Annotated in this window: 18 protein-coding genes and 1 riboswitch; of the genes, 8 read left to right on the forward strand and 10 right to left on the reverse strand. The window is 47.4% G+C overall.

The window, feature by feature from the left end; all coding sequences use genetic code 11:
• Nucleotides 1-55 precede the first annotated feature (55 nt).
• Entirely contained in the window at nt 56-580 is a 525-nt protein-coding gene (yjgA, locus tag L4C34_RS06385) for a ribosome biogenesis factor YjgA (protein WP_428788514.1), read from the forward strand.
• Nucleotides 581-688: 108 nt separating this feature from the next.
• On the opposite strand, the gene thiQ is transcribed toward yjgA, so the two are convergent.
• From thiQ to mpl, 5 genes are all read right to left on the reverse strand, one after another.
• On the reverse strand, nt 689-1,399 hold the full coding sequence (thiQ, locus tag L4C34_RS06390) for a thiamine ABC transporter ATP-binding protein (RefSeq protein ID WP_428788515.1): 711 nt from the start codon (nt 1,397-1,399) through the stop codon (nt 689-691).
• Nucleotides 1,386-2,987 (reverse strand): thiamine/thiamine pyrophosphate ABC transporter permease ThiP, encoded by a 1,602-nt coding sequence (thiP, locus tag L4C34_RS06395; RefSeq protein ID WP_428788516.1) that lies wholly within the window; start codon nt 2,985-2,987, stop codon nt 1,386-1,388. Before thiP ends, thiQ begins: the two co-directional genes overlap by 14 nt.
• Before the next feature lie 21 nt (nt 2,988-3,008).
• Entirely contained in the window at nt 3,009-3,977 is a 969-nt protein-coding gene (gene thiB, locus L4C34_RS06400; protein WP_428788712.1) for a thiamine ABC transporter substrate binding subunit, read from the reverse strand.
• A gap of 108 nt (nt 3,978-4,085) precedes the next feature.
• Nucleotides 4,086-4,222: riboswitch (TPP riboswitch) on the reverse strand.
• Nucleotides 4,223-4,312: 90 nt separating this feature from the next.
• Nucleotides 4,313-4,936, reverse strand: a complete 624-nt coding sequence (locus L4C34_RS06405; RefSeq protein WP_428788517.1) for a flavin prenyltransferase UbiX — start codon at nt 4,934-4,936, stop codon at nt 4,313-4,315.
• A 7-nt stretch (nt 4,937-4,943) separates the two neighbouring features.
• Nucleotides 4,944-6,299 carry a UDP-N-acetylmuramate:L-alanyl-gamma-D-glutamyl-meso-diaminopimelate ligase gene (gene mpl / locus L4C34_RS06410; RefSeq protein WP_428788518.1) on the reverse strand — a complete coding sequence of 452 codons (1,356 nt, stop codon included), beginning with the start codon at nt 6,297-6,299 and terminating at the stop codon, nt 4,944-4,946.
• Nucleotides 6,300-6,529: 230 nt separating this feature from the next.
• On the opposite strand from mpl, the gene fbp reads away from it, so the two are divergent.
• The 3 genes from fbp (at nt 6,530) to L4C34_RS06425 (ending at nt 8,749) form a co-directional block, all read left to right on the forward strand.
• Nucleotides 6,530-7,543, forward strand: a complete 1,014-nt coding sequence (fbp, locus tag L4C34_RS06415; RefSeq protein ID WP_428788519.1) for a class 1 fructose-bisphosphatase — start codon at nt 6,530-6,532, stop codon at nt 7,541-7,543.
• A 106-nt stretch (nt 7,544-7,649) separates the two neighbouring features.
• Nucleotides 7,650-8,177 (forward strand): inorganic diphosphatase, encoded by a 528-nt coding sequence (gene ppa / locus L4C34_RS06420; RefSeq protein WP_428788520.1) that lies wholly within the window; start codon nt 7,650-7,652, stop codon nt 8,175-8,177.
• A gap of 155 nt (nt 8,178-8,332) precedes the next feature.
• A complete protein-coding gene (locus tag L4C34_RS06425) occupies nt 8,333-8,749 on the forward strand; it encodes a hypothetical protein (RefSeq protein WP_428788521.1) in 417 nt (138 codons plus the stop codon).
• A gap of 7 nt (nt 8,750-8,756) precedes the next feature.
• Here L4C34_RS06425 and L4C34_RS06430 read toward each other — a convergent pair whose 3' ends face one another.
• The 3 genes from L4C34_RS06430 to tamA are packed head-to-tail and all read right to left on the reverse strand — an operon-like array spanning nt 8,757 to nt 14,661.
• Entirely contained in the window at nt 8,757-9,137 is a 381-nt protein-coding gene (locus L4C34_RS06430; RefSeq protein ID WP_428788522.1) for a gamma-glutamylcyclotransferase family protein, read from the reverse strand.
• Between the two features lie 18 nt (nt 9,138-9,155).
• On the reverse strand, nt 9,156-12,938 hold the full coding sequence (gene tamB / locus L4C34_RS06435; protein WP_428788523.1) for an autotransporter assembly complex protein TamB: 3,783 nt from the start codon (nt 12,936-12,938) through the stop codon (nt 9,156-9,158).
• Between the two features lie 7 nt (nt 12,939-12,945).
• Nucleotides 12,946-14,661, reverse strand: a complete 1,716-nt coding sequence (gene tamA / locus L4C34_RS06440; protein ID WP_428788524.1) for an autotransporter assembly complex protein TamA — start codon at nt 14,659-14,661, stop codon at nt 12,946-12,948.
• A 120-nt stretch (nt 14,662-14,781) separates the two neighbouring features.
• On the opposite strand from tamA, the gene msrA reads away from it, so the two are divergent.
• The 3 genes from msrA (at nt 14,782) to L4C34_RS06455 (ending at nt 17,254) form a co-directional block, all read left to right on the forward strand.
• Complete coding sequence (gene msrA, locus L4C34_RS06445) at nt 14,782-15,411, forward strand: peptide-methionine (S)-S-oxide reductase MsrA (protein ID WP_428788525.1); 630 nt, start codon at nt 14,782-14,784, stop codon at nt 15,409-15,411.
• Nucleotides 15,412-15,594: 183 nt separating this feature from the next.
• Complete coding sequence (locus L4C34_RS06450) at nt 15,595-16,152, forward strand: YtfJ family protein (RefSeq protein WP_428788526.1); 558 nt, start codon at nt 15,595-15,597, stop codon at nt 16,150-16,152.
• A 208-nt stretch (nt 16,153-16,360) separates the two neighbouring features.
• Nucleotides 16,361-17,254, forward strand: coding sequence for a TIGR03899 family protein (locus tag L4C34_RS06455; protein ID WP_428788527.1), 894 nt, complete (start codon nt 16,361-16,363; stop codon nt 17,252-17,254).
• On the opposite strand, the gene cobA is transcribed toward L4C34_RS06455, so the two are convergent.
• Both cobA and L4C34_RS06465 read right to left on the reverse strand, forming a co-directional pair.
• Nucleotides 17,242-18,123 carry a uroporphyrinogen-III C-methyltransferase gene (gene cobA / locus L4C34_RS06460; RefSeq protein WP_428788528.1) on the reverse strand — a complete coding sequence of 294 codons (882 nt, stop codon included), beginning with the start codon at nt 18,121-18,123 and terminating at the stop codon, nt 17,242-17,244. The genes L4C34_RS06455 and cobA overlap by 13 nt on opposite strands.
• A gap of 165 nt (nt 18,124-18,288) precedes the next feature.
• Nucleotides 18,289-18,870 (reverse strand): LysM-like peptidoglycan-binding domain-containing protein, encoded by a 582-nt coding sequence (locus tag L4C34_RS06465; RefSeq protein WP_428788529.1) that lies wholly within the window; start codon nt 18,868-18,870, stop codon nt 18,289-18,291.
• A gap of 235 nt (nt 18,871-19,105) precedes the next feature.
• Here L4C34_RS06465 and bamJ point away from each other — a divergent pair, with 235 nt between their 5' ends.
• On the forward strand, nt 19,106-19,726 hold the full coding sequence (gene bamJ, locus L4C34_RS06470; protein ID WP_428788530.1) for a BamJ family beta-barrel-assembly machinery protein: 621 nt from the start codon (nt 19,106-19,108) through the stop codon (nt 19,724-19,726).
• Nucleotides 19,727-19,786: the final 60 nt, after the last annotated feature.

Here is a 19,786-nt window from a genome sequence, read left to right on the forward strand (position 1 = left end):
ATTCTTGTTAAAATAGCCATAATAATAGTTTGAGATAGTGATATAGGCAGAAAAGATGGCTCGTAAAAACCAGAAAGCGCCTTGGGAACCAGAAGAAGAAATCATCTGGGTAAGCAAAACCGAGATGAAAAACGATATGGAAGAACTGCAAAAGTTAGGCGAAGAACTCGTTGAGCTTAAAGCTTCAATATTGGAAAAGTTTCCACTGAGCGAAGAACTCGCCCGCGCAATCAAAGATGCACAGCGTTTCAAGAATGAAGCGAAACGCCGTCAGCTACAGTACATTGGTAAGTTAATGCGTACCGAAGAGATCGAGCCGCTGCAAGCTGCACTCGATAAAGTACGCAACAAGCACTCACAAGTCACAGCTGCACTGCACAAGCTAGAGCAACTACGTGATCGCATTGTGCAAGAAGGTGATGGTGCAATAGAGGACGTGTTGGCACTTTACCCTGATGCTGACCGCCAACGTCTTCGCCAGCTTGCTCGCCAAGCCAGCAAAGAAAAAAAATTAGCAAAGCCGCCTAAAGCCTCCCGTGAAATCTTCCAAACGCTCAAAGCGCTGCTCGAAGAAAAATAATCACCTCTTAGATAGGTGAGAAGCACGGCATTTGTGAATACGATTCAGCCTCGGCATAGTCGAGGCTGAATCGTATTCACTACTCACCATTACTGACCAAGCGAAAGCTTACCCTTGCTCCCCCGCTCGAACAAAATCACTCAATTGCTTATTACTATGCGCTTGGGTTAACTGAGAAATCCCTTCTGCTACCTCAACGCGATTATTGGCAACAAACGCAAAATTACTGGCAATGGCTCTAGCATCACTCAGATGATGAGTCACCATTATCACGGTAATGTTTCTTTGTCCGGCCAACTGTTTCACCAACGAGAGCATCTCTTCACGTAATATGGGATCCAAGGCAGAAAACGGCTCATCGAGCAGCCAAATAGGGTGTGGCTGAACAAAACAGCGCGCCAACGCCACTCGTTGCCGTTGTCCACCAGAAAGCTGTTCAGGCAATCTATCGAGTAAAGCCGCGACGCCCACTTGTTCCGCCGCTTGTTCTACTTGGCTCTTTTGAGACTCGTTCAATTTCAAGCCAGGGTGCAAACCTAAGCCGATATTTTCGCGTACCGTCAGATGAGCAAATAAATTGTGTTCCTGAAAGAGCATTGCAAATGGGCGCTTATACGGCTCTTTCCCCACAACCGACATACCATTGGCCACGATGCCGCCCTGACTTGGCTCAATAAAACCAGCCACCAAACTCAGCAAGGTAGACTTACCTGCTCCGCTCGGCCCCATCAGAGCCACAATCGCCCCTTTATCCACCTCTAGTTCAAAGGCAAATAATTCTTTGTGGTAGTAATAGTGAACACCATTAAGACTTAGCATGACGCTCCTTTTTATGCGCGTTAAACGCACTGTCTATCAAGGTAAAACAGCCAACACTGAGTACCAATAAGGTTAGTGATACCACAGCGGCTTCTTTCATGTGGTAGCTGCCTAGCAGTTGAAATAAATACAGAGGTAAGGTTCGAAACTCTTGGCTGCCAAATAAGGCGATGGCGCTGAGATCGCCAATCGAAAACATAAAGCTTATCGCAAAAGCGTGCGCCAGTGGCTTACGCAGCGCCCGCCATTCAACCAATTTAAAACGTTGCCACCCTTTCATTCCTAAACTGGCACACAAGAACTGATATTGCTGCGCGACATGCAGCATCGGCTGTGACAAGTTTTTAATCACATAAGGCAAAGCCATCAAAGCGTTCACCAGCACCACAACAATAAACGCGTAGTTAAAGGCGTTGGCAACGCTGCGAATTAACAAAAACAGCCCAGTACTGATCACCAACCCCGGCGTCACGAGAATAATGGTGCCAATCAACTCTATTTGATCCGCTTTGATGCTTTGAAAATTAACTCGCCAAGCACGGCTGGTCGTCAAAATGGAAAAGCCAAAGAATAAAGCGATGATCGCGGCCAATCCTGCCACCTTCACCGATGACCAAGCCGCCAGCCAAAACGCACTGTTTGACAGTACTTCCAGCAGATCTGAGTTAAGACCGCTGATGATCACCATTAAGAGTGGCGGCAATACTAGCAAGCAGACCAAGCCTATCCAAAAGCTATCCCAACATTTCGCTTTCAGGCTATCCGTCAGCAATGGTGACGCTTTACTCTGGCTGCCCGATACCACAGGCAAAGGTTTCGCCAGTCGTTGTATCGCAAACGCCAAGGTGCCACACAGCAGTATTTGCCACACGGAAAGTAATGCGCCCGACTGCAAATCGAAATCAAACTTAATCGCTTGATATATCGCCAGCTCAATAGTCGTGGCTTTAGGGCCACCGCCCAATGCCATAACCGTCGCAAAACTGGTAAAGCACAGCATAAACACTAACCCCACCACGTGCGGTAATTGCTGCCGAACTCTCGGCCACTCGACCCATTTGAACTTATGCCAATGGCTCATCCCTAAATGGGCGCACAGCTTATGTTGTTCAGCCGGTACCGTTTCTAATGCTTGTAGCAGCAATCGGCTCGCGTAGGGCAAATTGAAAAATACATGTGCCAGCAAAATACCCTGCAGACCATAAATGGAAAAGGGTAACGACAAATCCACCTTATGCATCCATATCGCCAAAACGCCACTATTGCCGTAAATAGACACTATGCCAAATACGCCCACTAATACGGGGAGCACCAAAGTAGTGGCAAACAATTTCAGTAGCCACGAGCGACCTTTAAAGCGGCGGCGATACAAAGCGTGCGACACCGGGATCGCCAAGCCGACACTTAAACTGGTCGAGAGTAGCGCCTGATAAAAGCTGAATAAGGTAACATGGCGAAAATAAGGGTCTTGCCAAACGGCCCCAAGGTGCAACGATGGCGCATGTACCACCAAAGCCGCTAAGGCGGCGATAACAAAGGTCACGATAATGATCGCGACCCATAAGCCAATTTTAGGAATGCGGTTCAAACTATTACCTTACACTTCTCTTTAATTGGCCAGCGCATTTTGCCACTCACGAATCCAAGTCTTACGCATCTTAGATACTTCTTGAGCAGGGAAACTGAGTGTGTGCGTCGGGCGAGTCAAAGTGTCAAAGCCTTTTGGCAGGGGAATATTCGTCACCGGATACATCCAGTTACCTGTTGGAATAGTAGATTGGAAAGACTTACTCAAAATAAAGTGCATAAACTCATCAGCCAATTTCGGGTGTTGACTGTTTTTTATTTTCGCCGCCACTTCAACTTGGATATAGTCACCCTCAGAGAAATTCGCTGCCGCGTATTTGTTGTCATGCTCTTCAATCAAGTGATAAGCGGGGGATGTCGTGTAAGACAGCACCATGTCTGACTCGCCTTTTAAGAACATAGAATACGCCTCCGACCACCCTTTCGTGACCGTAACCGTTTTCTTCGCCAGCTGCTGCCAAGCTGCACCCGCTTTATCGCCGTATACTGCTTTCATCCATAGCAACAAGCCTTGCCCCGGAGTCGAAGTACGAGGATCTTGATAGATGATTTTAATGTCGTTACGTTTTTCTACCAGCTCTTTCAGGCTCTTAGGTGGGTTCTTTAGTTTGTCTTTATTGTAAACAAAAGCAAAGTAACCGTAGTCGTAAGGAACGAATGTTTTGTCATGCCAACCGCCCGGAATGGTGACCCCTGACGTATCCACTCCACTTGGCGCTAGCAAACCCGTTTTCTCTGCCGCAGTCGTTAAGCTATTGTCGAGCCCTAAAACCACATCCGCTTTGGTGTTATCACCTTCCAAGCGCAGACGATTCAAAATGGAGACACCATCATCTAACGTGACGTATTTCAACGTGCAGTTATATTTCTTCTCGAAAGCTTTTTTGATCGCAGGACCTGGGCCCCAATCGGCGGCAAATGAATCGTAGGTATAAACGGTTAAGGTTTTTCCGGCGTCGGCTTGGGCAAAACTAGAAAATGATAAGGTCATCAATGGGGTGAGAATGGCGATTGCCATTCGCTGTAAACGTTTCTTCACTGCTCGCTCTCCGTATTATGAGCGGCGCATGAATGGAGATAGGAATGGGATAGTGCCAGCCCCGTCTCCTAACTCAATCCCTACGCCAGCATTATCTGGTTCAGGTGACATGCGGGTCCCAAGCCTTGCTTGATCTCAGCCGGCGCCAACATTTCACCCTAATAGGTGAATTGGCCCTAGCTCCCCGATGAGTTGCAACGGATTGTAATGGGTATTAGCGAGTTTCGCCACTGACAGACCAGTATTTAACACTGACAGACAGGCATTTGACGCTGTCAGATAAATATTTAACGCTGATCATAGCCCCAGCGAGCCACCAGCTGCTGTTCAATGCCTAAATGGTCAAGCACACGAGCAACCATAAAGTCGACTAAGTCTTCAATAGATTTTGGGTGATGATAAAAACCCGGTGAAGCAGGCATGATGGTCACGCCCATTTGCGACAGCTTGTGCATATTTTCAAGGTGTAGGGTAGAAAAGGGGGATTCGCGGACGACTAATAATAGCTGTCCGCGCTCTTTGAGGACAACGTCAGCTGCGCGCTCAATTAAATTGTCCGAAATACCATGAGCAATAGATGCCACACTGCCCGCCGAGCATGGGCAAATCACCATTTGCTTCGGCGCGGCTGAACCAGAAGCAACAGGAGAAAACCAATCGTCCTTTCCACAAACCACTAATTTCTCTGGCTGACAGCCTAAATGTTCCACCAAAACTTTGTGCGCCGCTTCTGGCCCACTCGGTAATTTCAAATTTTGCTCAGTGGCAAACACGACTCTCGCCGCAGAAGATATCAGTAAATACACTCGATATTCGGCGGCCAATAACGACTGCAATAAACGCAAGCCATATGGGGCACCAGAGGCACCAGTAAATGCTAGGGTAATGTTTTTTTCAGTCGTTTGAATCATGATCGTTCTATTCGTTCGTCAGGGCAGTGATCAGCTTTTGGTGTATCCCTTCAAAGCCGCCGTTGCTCATCACCACGATGTGATCACCGGGTTGAGCTTCTGCAGTAATTTTAGCAACAATTTGCTCGACGCTATTACTCACCTGCGCCGGCTGCGCGCATTGTGCCGCAATTTCTTCCACTGACCAAGCTATCGTTTCTGGTTGATACAGGTAAACCGAGTCAGCATGATGCAACGATGCCGCGAGTGTCTCTTTATGCACGCCACGTTTCATGGTGGCTGAACGAGGCTCTAGAACAGCGATGACCTTATTGCGGCCAACCTTATCGCGCATTGCCTGCATAGTCGTCGCGACCGCCGTTGGATGGTGAGCGAAATCGTCGTAGACACAAATATCCTTGATTTGACCAATGAGCTCCAAACGGCGCTTAGTATTGATAAACGATTGTAAAGCCTCACAAGCTAAATCAGGCGTTACCCCAACATGCCTTGCTGCGCCTATCGCCATCAACGCATTGGCAATATTATGATCGCCAATCAGATCCCACGTCACTTGGCCAACAAGCTCGCCATCAAGGCGCACGTTGAATTGAGAGCCATCAGCCTGCAGCTTATCTGCGCTCCATCCAGCATCCTTTCCAGCGGTCACCCGCTCACTCCAACACCCTCGGCTCAACACATCATCGATCGCCGCATCGTGAGCAGGGGAAAGAATCTGGCCGTTACTGGGTACTGTACGCACTAGATGATGGAACTGACGCTTGACCGCTTCAAGATCGTCAAAAATATCGGCGTGATCAAATTCGAGATTGTTGATCACTAACGTTCGCGGATGATAATGAATAAATTTAGATCGCTTATCGAAAAAGGCACTGTCGTACTCATCCGCTTCAACGACGAAAAACATGCTATCACCTAGTCTGGCCGAAACGCCAAAGTTACCTAACACGCCGCCAACCAAAAAGCCCGGCTGGTAATGACAATCCTCTAAAATCCACGCTAGCATACTCGCCGTGGTGGTTTTTCCGTGGGTACCCGATACCGCAAGAACCCATCGGTCTTTAAGCAAGAACTCATGCAGCCATTGCGGCCCTGAGGTATAACGCAAATTCGAATTCAGCACGTGCTCTACGCAAGGGTTACCTCGGCTCAGCGCATTGCCTATCACCACTAAATCGGGTTCTGGGCTCAGTTGAGACACATCAAAGCCTTCAATGATCTCGATGCCCTGTGACTCCAATAAAGTGCTCATGGGTGGATAAACGTTCGCATCGCTGCCCGTTACTTTATGCCCCATTTGGCGTGCCAAAACCGCTGCACCGCCCATGAAAGTGCCACAAATGCCCAAAATGTGAATATGCATAACCACCACCAAAGGATAAAAAATTCCTTCTATTATCTCTATTTAGGTCTCAATTGCGAGAGAGTTGAACATTTCATGCAACACGAGTGACAAAGTGAGATCTCGGTCAGTTAGTTTATTACCAATAAAAAGTTTCCCCACATACACTATGCAAACGTTGGCGTCGGCGTAGATCGTGGTATCTGCGCCGAACTTCAACTTCCATGCCGATAAAAAATTAAGGAAACAAAATGTCAGAACTACGCACTCTTGGTGAGTTTATTGTTGAAAAGCAAGCAGACTTCCCACATGCGAGCGGCGATCTTTCTTCTCTGCTCTCCTCCATTCGTCTTGCCGCCAAGATTGTTAACCGAGAAATCAATAAAGCGGGTTTAGTCGACATTACGGGTGCAATGGGCACCGACAACGTTCAAGGCGAACAACAACAAAAACTCGACGTTTACGCCAATGATAAATTTAAAGCGGCCTTAGAAGCTCGAGACCAAGTTTGCGGCGTTGCGAGTGAAGAAGAGGACGAAGCGGTTGCGTTTAATAAAGAACTCAACCAAAACGCTAAATATGTGGTGTTGATGGACCCTCTCGATGGCTCATCCAACATTGATGTGAATGTGTCGGTCGGTACCATCTTCTCCATCTATCGTCGCGTATCACCAGTCGGAACGCCTGCAGTCGAAGAAGACTTTCTGCAACCTGGAAACAAGCAAGTCGCAGCGGGTTACGTGATATATGGCTCTTCAACCATGTTGGTTTACACCACCGGGAACGGCGTCAACGGCTTTACCTATGACCCATCACTCGGCACTTTCTGCCTGTCACACGAAAATATGATGGTTCCAGATGATGGTCTTATTTATTCCATCAACGAAGGGAACTACATTCGCTTCCCGACTGGTGTAAAGAAATACATCAAATATTGCCAAGAAAACAAACCGGAAGAGAACCGTCCCTATACGTCTCGCTACATCGGCTCATTGGTTTCCGATTTTCACCGCAACTTACTCAAAGGTGGTATTTACCTGTATCCAAGCACGCAAAGCTACCCAAATGGCAAACTCCGATTATTGTATGAGTGCAACCCTATGGCCTTCTTGATTGAACAAGCAGGCGGCACCGCATCCGATGGTATCAATCGCATTTTAGATCTCACCCCAACTGAGTTGCACCAGCGAGTGCCATTTTTTGTTGGCTCAAAAAACATGGTCAGTAAAGTCGAAGAATTTCTAGAAAAGTTTAGAGACGAATAAGCCCACGATGATGTCGGCCATACTGCTAGTCTCTATACACAGCGGTGAAAAACCATTACTTTAATGGCCGACTATCAAATAACAATCATGTTAAAAGGAACCTCATATGAGCTTAAATGATGTCCCAGCTGGTAAATCTCTTCCAGATGATCTGTACGTTGTGATCGAAATCCCAGCCAATGCTGACCCAATCAAATATGAAGTCGATAAAGATTCTGGCGCCGTATTTGTCGACCGTTTTATGTCAGCGCCGATGTTCTATCCATGTAACTATGGTTATGTGAACAACACCCTCTCGCTAGACGGCGATCCTGTCGACGTATTGGTACCTACGCCCTACCCACTCATGCCTGGTTCTGTCATTCGCTGCCGCCCTGTCGGCGTACTAAAAATGACGGATGAATCTGGCGAAGATGCGAAAGTGTTTGCGGTTCCACATACCAAGCTTTCCAAAGAATACGATCACATTCAAAACGTTGACGACATTCCCGATCTCATGAAAGCGCAAATTACCCAGTTCTTCGAGCGCTATAAAGAGCTAGAAGTAGGTAAATGGGTAAAAGTTGACGGCTGGGCAGACATTGACGCCGCTCGCCAAGAAATCCTGACCTCTTACGAGCGTGCACAGAAGTAACCCTGACTGCATCTCACCGATTAAAAAAGAGCCCTTGGTGGCTCTTTTTTTTTGTCAGCTGTTTTCTAGAACTCATTCCCTGAAGATGCATACCCACTAAGAAAAGCCTTGGTATATACTTTACCTGTAAAGCTCGAATCAAGAGGTGCAACGCGATGAAATCAAAAAATGTGCATGGCTTATGGACATTAACCTTTGAAAACCGTGTGCTGTATTCAAAAGTCGACGGCGCGACCAATAGTGAAGCCTGTGAAATTTGGTTCAAGGAAATGAATGAGCTGGTTAATTCCTCTCAGGGAGGGTTCGATAAGCCGTGGGTTGCCCTCATCGACTGCCGTGATTGGGAGTTAGCTCCTCCAGATTTTTGGGAAGCCACCAACTTTTTAATCAACTGGATGTCGGAGCACAACTGCCTTCTTTACTCGCTAGTTTTCACCAACAAAATGCAACGTTTTGCCGTCGAACAAGGTTTCAATAATCAACCAATATTACGTTACTTTTTTTCTTATGATGAAGCATTAACATATTGTTTAGATAAGCTTAAAGAAACGGAAGGGCCGTCAATGGGCTAATGCTCTTCTATCTCTTTTTACGGCAGCACCAATTTCCCGAACTCACTTCACGGAGTAACCTATCTTTTTTACCCTGAGAACTCTGTTGGTTTTGTTGATATAGGTAAACCCATACTTTTCCGTATATCGTCTCTATCGTTTCACGTCGAAACTCAATCGGCACTTCTTCCAATTCATCCAGCTTGCCGAGTGTCTTTTCGTTAACTGCGTAGACTTCCCCAATCACGGAAGTCTCCCCATCTGGCACAAGTGCTGGGTATTCGCCAAGATCATATAAGGTATAGCAGGCGGGCGTACTGTAAGTCCCTAAGTACTTAGCATCTTCTAGGTAGTGATGATTGAGTTCACCTCTTCGTAAGCTCCCATAAACCCACACCTGATGTAACATAATTGCCTCCAATTTGGCTCAATCAAATTCAAATTGATATAGCACATCCACAGCACTGTCTAACCCAGAGACCGCCTCCAAATAGAGGTTGGAGATCAATTGATAACGCACCGTAAACTCTCCTACCTGATCGAAAATTCCGACGCCATATTTCACTTGTAAGTGCGGCAGAACATAACCACTGACCATGACTTGCGAACTATCGCCAGAGCCGGTGGTGTTCAGCTGCAAGTCTTGTACGCCGACCGCTTGGCCTAATTGGCCTACAAGGTGGCCGCTTTTGGCCAAGCTCATCCCGATCAATGTCGTCGCCATTGCGCTATCGCCCGTTTGCGTATCTAGATTTTGGCCACGTAGTAAGTAAGAGAGCGCATTGGCTTGTGGCATACTGGGATCGGAGAATACCGTGACTACAGGTTCATCACTTGGTCCTGTGACTTTAATGCCCGCAGTTACGCTATCTTGCGTGTTATCAGGGTTACGTATCGCCGTTATCTCTACATACGGCTTATCTACTGGCCCGCTAAATAGAACTTTACCTTTAGTGATCGTCAAATCTTGACCAAATGAGCGGTAGGAACCATTCAGTAAATTCACCGTGCCAACGATGAATGGACCTTTATCATTTTGCGTCACATCGAGCTCGCCAGACAAATCACTGTTCAAACCAAATGCCGACAGTGCCACCTTGTCACCAATCGAAATTTTCACCTTGGATTCAATTTTCATCGCTGACGATTTTCGTGCTGATTGAACACCACGACTATCAGACAAAATCACTTGATCTTTTGATATTTTCACCGCGTTTGGTGGCAATTTATCAACCGTGATCGCCCCCGAGGGAATGGCAATATTGCCTGTTATTTTCGCCAATGTTGGCGTGACGCTCATGGTCAGATCTGGGACCACTTTCAATTTGGCCATAGGAGGAACATCGACCTGCAAACCTGTCGAATTAACCTTGGCTTGCGCCGACCAAGATGACAAGCTCTGCCACTTAGCACCACCAGCTAGATTGAGCTTGCCATCGTCGGTGGTAATTTCCCCGTGAACTCGTGACTGCCTACCGAGAAAGTCGATACGTACGTTGCCAGACTGCACATCCACGGGAGAAATATCTCCCGTCACTGCAATCTTGTCTGCCGTAAACTGGCCAAACAATTTAGGGTTTTGTAAATCACCTTGCAAGCGGACATCGGCATTGATCTCGGCTTTAACGTCACTGTATGCGCCAAGTAAGGGTTTCAGTGGGGTAAGATTCAAGTTTTTCGCCTGCACCACCCCGTTTAGCACTTTATTTTTACTATCAAGATCACCAATGACAATATTGCCTTTCAGATCTCCATTACTGGCCAGATCCGCTGCCCAATTTGCGGTTAGTGTGTTGTTGTCCACTTTGGCATCGAACTCAATTTTGTTCCAACCCATCACCAGCGGCGGCTTATTCGGTTGTGAGTTCCCTAATTGAGACTGGATGATTTCTCCCTTAGGCATGGCGACATACAAAGCCAAACTAGGTGATGATTTTTCCCCCCAAGCTAGGTCAAGGGAGGCCTCAGCTAAACCAGAAAAATCAACGTCGGGTGGCGTCAAAACAGCGAGCTGATGTAAATCAAGCTTGTGGGCCGATAGATGAACTTGGCCTTTCGGTCCAATATTGGCTTTTTTGTCTAAACAAAGTGAAGACTGCCCATTGCGCCAACAATGCGCCGAGACGGTCACTTGTTTTAATTTGGGTGATACATCAATCTTAGGTTGGCTATCGAGTCGCCAAGTTCCTAGGGCCGATTTAAGTGACATTTTCATCAGCTGACCATGCCAAATAGGCGCCGGTGTCGCTTGGTAACCTCCTGTCAGCTTTAATGCCCCTGAAAGCTTATCGGCCTTCACCGACATTGTGAGTTGCTGCTCGGTCAAAGTTCCAGATAGTTTCGCATCCAGCTGGCGAATCACTCGCTGTTGATAATGAATTTGTTGCGCGCGTAAAGTCAGATTGGTGCTATCGTCAGACATAGGCGAGACCACACCCTGCAGCTGCAATTGTTTTATCGCGATTTGCTGATTCCATGCCAGTGACTTCGCTAGTAAATTCACACTCACTTTTGGTGTCGCCAACGGCTCTGTCACTCTCACTGTTCCTACTAAGCTACCTTGCGCATCTGGCAAAGAAATCGCCAAGTCTTGCGCGTTAAACCTGAAGAGCATATTCCAGTGACGACCTAATTCTCCCATCAATGACAGCGAATTTTTCCCTTGTTCCAATCTCAGCTGCGGCGTCGTCACTAGGTAGTGGCCCCCTCCCGTTTTATCGGATGCCTTAACGCCACCGAACAACGCAAAGGCTTGATGGCGCAGCGTGCCATTTAAGGCCAGTTTCGGCACCTCTAGCTGCCACCCCCCTTGGGATGTCAAAGAGCCACTGGTCTGAATTTGGCCACTAATATCACTCGCCCACTCAGGCCATTGCTCAGAAAAGTTTAGATGCTGGAGTTGCAGCTGACTTTGCCAACGCAGCAACGACTGCCAGTTGATGCTAGCCTTACCCGTTACTTCTCCCCCCAATGATGAGAGTTGAATCTTACCAAGAGACAGCTGGCTACGGCTTCCCGTGCCTTGCAGTGAGAATTGACTCGGGGGCACTTGTTTACCCGATACTTTCCCAGCCATATTAAGCCGATACGCTGTTAAATCACCACGAGCCGTTAACCTGTGTATCGCCAGCTGGTATTCGTGCAGCCCTTGTAAGGGCCACTGACTAAGCACATCGGAAAGATGGATATCGAAGGGTATGTTCGGTTGAAGGGTATTCACCGAAGCTGTTAAGTTAGCGGTTAGTGGGCCTTGCCAGTGACTTTTTAACTGTAGCTTCGCCAAGTTACCCGACAACGACAGCTGCGACTTTTGCCCAGAAAATGGGTTCTGTTGCCAGTTTATATCGGCGCTTATTGCTAGCGGGTAATCATTGGTCAGCAACACATGACCGTGAAGGTCGCCAGTAAACTGCGGCATCACTACCGACAGTTGCTGAACATTAATTTTATGTCCAGCGGCTCGCCCGACTAACACCAGCTTTTCTACCTGCCAATGGGTATTGGCTTGGTGAACAGCCAATTGATCCATCTCTAGCCGCTTAAGATTGATTGCTACTGGTAATTCGATCTCTGGTAGCACGAGGGGTTGTTGGTGTGTTTCAGACGATGGCGGCTGTGTGCTAGCCGCCTCTTGGCTGCTGTGAGGCAGAGTAATCGACAACCCTTGCACCTTAGTCGGCGCGAGATCAATTTGCCGCCCTTGCAACAAGCCCGCGCTGTGTAAGTTTTTTAAATCAATCTGATTGCCAAAAACCGACAAGCTTATGTTCGCCAAGCTCAGTTCATCAATCCGTACCGGAACCGGAAAAGTCACCGGACTAGATGCAGAACTAGCAGTATCAGGTGTAGAGCGCGTCACTTTCACTATGTGCAATTGCACGCCCTCTAGCGCCACACTGTGGATACACACTTCACCGCGCAGTAAACAACTCGCTTGAATCGCCAATGAAAATTGGTGCGCGTGCAGATCAACGCCTTGCTGAGAGTCGTACCAACGTACTCCTTGCAGCGTTGCTTTTGTTAACAAAGCCCCTTCCACTTGGTCAATATGAAGTTGTGGCAGCCATTTATTGGCGCTCCAACGCACAAGCTGCAAGCCGCTTGGGGTATAGCCGATGACAAAGACCACTAGAGCCAGTAATAGAAGTAAAGACAGGCCCATAAATGCCAGATAGCGACAACCCCGCGAACCCCATTTTACTATGCTCATACTGTGCTCATAACTCGGGGCCTAGGGAGAAGTGCAATCGGAATGCAGTGCCAAACGGAGCGTCCAGCCCCCATGCGAAATCCAATCGGACTGGGCCTACCGGAGATGCCCAGCGCAAACCGAACCCTGTGCCGCGTTTAAAATCTGGCGAGTCGGTAAACGCATCACCATAATCATAAAAGAGCGCCCCCCACCAATTGCCGACAATTCTGTGTTGATATTCCAATGAGGTGGTCAGCAAGTATTTACCCCCTGTCAGAGCACCGCTGTCATCTGTTGGCGAAATAGAATCGTAACTGTAACCGCGGATGCTGTTGTCACCACCAGCAAAAAAGCGGAGAGAGGGAGAAAGCTTATCAAATTGTTCAGTGATATTAGCCCCCGCATCCAGCCTAAACAAACCACGCTGATTTTGCCCTAAGCTACGAATCCAAGATGATCCTCCTTGAACCCTCAATACTCGTGTTTCTGATGCCAACGCCGAATCGCCATATTCCAGCGACAGCGATTGAGAATCTGCCCAAGTGGGCATCGCCCCGCCTCGACTGCGCGTGCGTGAAAACGCGATCCCCGGCATCACGAACTGGCCAACATCGTCTTGTAAGCCTTGTTGGTAGTTTTCCACTAAATAACGAATCCGCAACGTACGGTGCCAACCATTATCTAATGTCCAGTGACGGCCGAACGATAGGTTTGATTCCAAACTGTCGGTATCAAGATTATCGACTTTTTTCATACCGTATTGCAGTAAGTAATAATCTCGCCACACATTAGCCAACGGCATACGATAGCCGAATGTCACCTCCTGCTCTGGTTTAGATAACGAAAAGCCGCTGGTAAAACTGTCGCCTTTATCATTCACCCAAGGTTTATTCCATTTCAACGTTCCTCGAACGCCAACGTCGGTAGAATACCCCAACCCTGTTTCCAACTTGTTTTTGGTTTCTGGAGCCAATACCACTTTGATTGGTATTTCATTGTCGGCCTGACTCTGAGATAAATCGGGGGTAACCACAACAGACGAAAACCAATCCGTCGCCGCCAAATTTCGATAAAGCTTGGTGATATCGGAGGCCAAATAGGGATCGCCTTTCTGATAAGGCTGTAGTGATTTGACTCGTGAAAACTGAATTTGGCTGCCAGTTATCGTGGTCGCGCCAAACTGGCTGCGCTGGCCGCTAGCATAATGAAGGTGGATAGACGCTTGGTTATTGCCAGGGGAGACTTCTAGTTGAGCTTGGTTAAATTTGCCGTCGAAATATCCCTTTTGCAAAGCGAGATTACGAATAGCGCTCTTTAGCGCATCATACTGACCTTGATTGAGCACCTCACCCACTTTTAAACCGCTGCTTTCTAGCAAGCGTTTAAAATCGGTATCGTGTTGCGCCTCTCCACTGATCTGAATGTCTAATTGCTTGATGCGAGTTGGAGGTCCTGGGGTAATCTGAATCACCAACCGCTGGCCGGAATCTTCGATCTGAAAGTGGAATTTGGCGTGATAATAACCCAAGGCATTTAGCGACTGATTTAAGCTTTTTTGCAACCGACCCTGAAAACGCAACGAAACGCTGTGTTCATTACTTGGAATGGCGGCAAGGTAGGCCTCGGCATTTTTTTTCAGCGCGCCTTCTAGCCCTTGTACCGACAGCGTAATATCCTGCGCAAATACCGTAGCAGGCGTCATCAATACCGTCATCACAGCTGGAAACAAGGTTTTTTTCATGTCCTAATGAAAGCGAACTCTGGCAGTATAGGTCTATCTATTCATCATAACCTGAACTTGCCATTCTAGCGTCAAGGAAATGCTCGATTCATTGTTTTTCTTCAACCCGTAAGGTGTTCCATGCCCAATAAACATACTTTGATCCATGCACAACAAGCGCTGCCAGGACGTACAGATGCCATATCTGTATCTGGTCGTCATTTCGTTAACCAAACGTCTTATACTGCAATGCCTGCGGCTCACCATCAGCAGATTCTCGTTGGAATGGGCTGTTTTTGGGGGGCAGAGCGACTCTTTTGGAAACTTGACGGCGTCCATACCACGTCTGTGGGTTATGCGGGCGGTTACACCGAAAATCCAACATACCAAGAAGTCTGTTCAGGTCAAACAGGTCATGCGGAAGTGGTGCAGATCACCTTTGATCCGGCTAAGATCGCACTTTCCGAGATCCTCAAACAATTTTGGCAAAGCCACAACCCCACACAAGGAATGCAACAAGGTAACGACATTGGCAGCCAATACCGCTCAATGGTATTAACTTATAGTGACGAACAAGCTCGCCTTGCAAAAGAGTCTAAAGCGCAATATCAAGAGCTTTTACTAGCTGAAGGCCGCCCAAGAATCTCAACGGAGATTGTACCGGTAAGCCAATATTACTTTGCCGAAGAATACCACCAGCAGTATTTAGCTAAGAACCCGCAAGGCTACTGCGGAATTGGCGGGACTGGTGTGTGTTTTCCACCGGAATAGAGGCCCACGAAGGTTCTCACCGAGTAAGAGCGAAGATCTGAAACCCGCAAACAACAATATAGAGTAATCACTCAATTACATTTTCAGTTCATTTCTTGCTCGGTTCATATTTTTACGCTTATATCGCCTAGCTGGCGTACATTGGACTTATACTCGGTGTTCCTTTTTGTTGGAGAGCACCTTATGAAAAAAACACTACTGGCAGCCGTCGTCTCCTTAGCCGCTTTGTCGCCGTTTATGGCACAAGCATCCTCACTAACCACTGGCGAGAGCCTACCAACAATTTCCGTTAAGGAATATGGCCAAATCGTCTTGCGCGATGGCGATGAATCCTACAAAAATTGGAACAGCGAAGATATGCTTGGCAAAGTACGAGTCGTGCAAGCCATCGCCGGCCGCTCCAGTGCCAAAGAGCTCAATCAGCCACTCATGAAAGCGATTACCGCCAGCCAATTCCCAACCGAAAAATATCAAACCACGACCATCATCAACCAAGACGATGCAATATGGGGAACGGGATCTTTCGTCAAATCCAAAACTGAGGACAGCAAAAAAGAGTACCCTTGGTCTTCGATTGTACTTGATGAACATGGTGTCGTTGCCAAAGCTTGGCACCTAAAAGAAGAGTCCTCGGCAATTATAGTGCTGAACAAGAAAGGAAAAATCTTGTTTGTAAAACAAGGGGCCCTCGACAAACAGCAAGTGAATGAAGTGCTGCAACTAGTCAAAGCCAACCTATAAGAGATACCCATCAGGCTAGCCAACTCTCATCTTTTAATGCCAATCACCTATTACGGGTTGGCATTCACTTGCCAATTACTACCAATTAGCTATTCTTTTTATAATCATCCATTTATATCCTGATTCATCAGTAGCTAAACTTATCAATGACAGCTCGTTGAACACATACAGGGAAAATGTCACCTCGAAAGATAAGCAGGCCTGAGCCATGGTAGAAAAGAACAAATCCGTTACTCTTGAACACGATGCTCAAGCCAGTGGTCAGCAAGAAAAGAAATCCAATTACATCAAAGACAGTGCCAGCCGTATTCTTAATATTGCCGCGGACAACGGCTTAGATGCCTTACTGCAAAAAGAGGCACTGACCAACACCACACTCGACCGAGCGATAGAAAGAGAAAAGCAGCAAAAAGAACAAAGGCAGCGTAATCTAGAGCAAATATTGAAATACTCACATGCATGCTGCAAAGACGAAACGGCAGGAGATCCTGATCACGACTGGTTACTGCGTTTTTTTGATATGGCGCAGCACATCCACAATCCTGCTATGCAGCGCTTATGGGCACAGGTATTAAAAAGAGAAGTTACCAACCCGGGATCCACTTCCATGAAAGCGTTGCAAGTGCTACAAGACATGACGTCGAAAGAGGCGCAAATTCTGCAACGCGCCGCGTCTCTCGCTTGCAGCTTTGGCGGAGACGGTAGCCAAAAGCTCCTTGTCGGCTACAAAGCACAAGGCAGTATTTTCAGCTTCGGGAAGCGCTTGTCTACTGTGAACATTAATATTGGTAATTTTAAATTGCCCTACTCGAGCTTATTAGTCTTAATTGAGCTAGGTCTACTGCATGGCACTGAGCTTGAATCAGGAGAGATAGAATTTGAGCCACCATTAGTGGTTACTTACCAAGGAAAAAGTCTTTCCCTGCAACCGATGAGTAAAGGCGTAAAACTGCTCTATTATCGATTTAGCCCAATGGGTAATGAGCTGTGTAAGCTACTCGGCAATAAGCCCAGTATGAAATACTATGATCAGATGGTTGCCGTCTTGAGTCAGAAATTTACCCTACAAGCCGATAGCCAAAGTGTCGATCAAATTGTGTGAGTAAAAAGCTCTACAGTTGTCGGTGCACTTACCCAGCGTGAACTTTCTAACCACTGCTGACTTTCTGCCAAAGACACTACCTCTCCGACAATAATTAACGCAGGTGTGCAGGCGCCATCAGCCAAATCAGATAATTGATCTAGCCTCCCCACCCATATTTGCTGACTGGGCTGAGTTGCCTTGGCTATAATTGCCACAGGGGTGTCTGCCGAACGGCCATTTTCAAGCAACTGTTTCTGCATCAAAGATGCCTTAGCCACTCCCATATATATCACCAACGTTTGATTGGGGCGCGACATCGTATGCCAATCCAGTTCGCCACCACTACCTTGCTGGTGACCAGTAACAAAAGTCACCGATTGAGCGTAGTCTCTATGGGTGAGAGGCAGGCCGGCATAGGCTGAGGCCCCGCTTGCTGAGGTAATGCCCGGGACCACCTGAAAACATATGCCCGCTGCAACCAGTTCTGCGACTTCTTCGCCGCCACGACCAAACATAAAGGGGTCGCCGCCTTTCAGGCGCACGACTTTTTTCCCTTGCCGAGCATAATCAATTAGCCATTGGTTAGTTTGTTGCTGCCCCACCTTATGCTTTCCGGCACGCTTGCCAACACAAACAAGATGGGTATTCGTCTTAACCAACGCCAGTATCTCCGCCGCTACAAGGTAATCGTACAACACAACATCTGCACTGAGGAGCAAGTTATAGGCTTTCAGCGTCAGTAATTCAGGATCGCCTGGCCCTGCCCCAACTATCGCAACCTCTCCACTACGTAGCGGGCCAGTCGTGCCTGTCACGTCACGATGACTAGCACTGCGCCCGTCAGTTGACTGTGCCGACCCTAACTCAATTTTGTTTTGTAAGCCCATCCATAACCTCCCCCAACCTGATTAGTAAAAGTATGTCTTGGCTTAGCTTTGAGGGGAAATGCGAATATAGTATTGGTAATAGAAAAAACGAATATCTAACGGATATTCGCTTTCTGGTTGCTGAGTTAATGAGTTACTGGGTCATTAACTTTCTGAGTGGCTAAATTATTGCCGAGCAAATCCGCCATTGGACAAACGGAAAAAGATAATCGAGCCGGTAGGCTTTTCTAGCTGCAACATATCTAATTGGCCATCCGACAACAATTTATAGCGAACTAGTTGTCCTTTTCTAATATGGCTCAACGGACTGCCAGTCCCTTCCACCTTTACTAGCGCATGCAGATCTGACATCGATAATCCGTTCTCACGAAAAACGTTAGCCAAGGTATCACCGCTTTTTACGGTATAGTTCCGCCAAGTCTTCTTCGCTTTAGATTGACTCGTGATCTGCTGGGCGTCGGTGTTGCTGCTTGCTTGATCACTCAAGCTCTGAGGATCAATCGTCAGCGACATGCGTTGATTCGGATCGGGTTGAATTTGTTGCTGCTCATCTTTCATTGTGGGCATAACGGCAAGCAGCACCACGACTGGGATTAATACACTGAGCGAGCGTCGGTGAAGTTTTGGCAGACTCTGCCATGCACCTCGAGGAGAAAAAGTGAATTTTTGCCACTCAATGCTCTGCCACTTTACTTTGAGCAATTCGACGTGGTCTTGCTGTGCAGGTTTTGCCTTTCGACGATTCATCGCTGTTTATCTCCAAACCTCTTTGGTACCAGTATAAAAACAGACACGCTTCGAGTATAGGAAAACTCAATAAGATACGTAAGGTATAGGTCAATTCGCGATGGTCGTGCGGTACGCGCTATGATGTTAATCACACCAACTTCGGATAACGCCAATTCCCTTGGCTTGGCATATCATCTCACTCGAGTAACTGGTATCCTCTTCGCTCCGTTTTGTAAAATGAAGAGAAACAGTCATGTCAGACGTAAAACTTGAGTCAGTCGAACAAAAAGCAAGCTACGGTATCGGCCTTCAAATGGGTCAACAGCTTGCAGGCAGTGGTTTAGAAGGTCTAAACGTAGACGCGATTGCAGCAGGCATCGCAACTGCACTGACTGGTGATATGCCAGCAATCGAAGTTGACGAAATCAACAACGCATTGCAAGAGCTACAAACTCGCGCTGAAGCCGCTCGCAATGAAGCTGCAAAAGTAGCGGCAGCTGACGGTGAAGTATTTTTGAAAGACAACGCTCTTCGCCCTGAAATCTCAGTGCTAGAGTCTGGTCTACAATACGAAGTACTAACTGAAGGTACGGGTGAAATTCCGACTTCAGACAAGCAAGTACGCGTACATTACCACGGTGAACTAACTGACGGCACTGTCTTCGACAGCTCAGTATCACGTGGCCAGCCAGCTGAATTCCCAGTAACGGGCGTAATTAAAGGTTGGGTAGAAGCATTGCAACTAATGCCTGTAGGTTCTAAGTGGAAGCTATACATCCCACAAGACCTTGCGTACGGTGAGCGTGGTGCTGGTGCAGCGATTCCTCCTTTCGCAGCACTTGTATTTGAAGTTGAACTACTAGCTATTCTGTAATTCGACCTCCAGCGCTGCAGAATCTGTGGCGCTGTCTCTCCCTCTCCTCCCTATTTTTCC

Source organism: Vibrio profundum (genome assembly GCF_050337555.1).
Classification (GTDB): Bacteria; Pseudomonadota; Gammaproteobacteria; order Enterobacterales; family Vibrionaceae; genus Vibrio; species Vibrio profundum.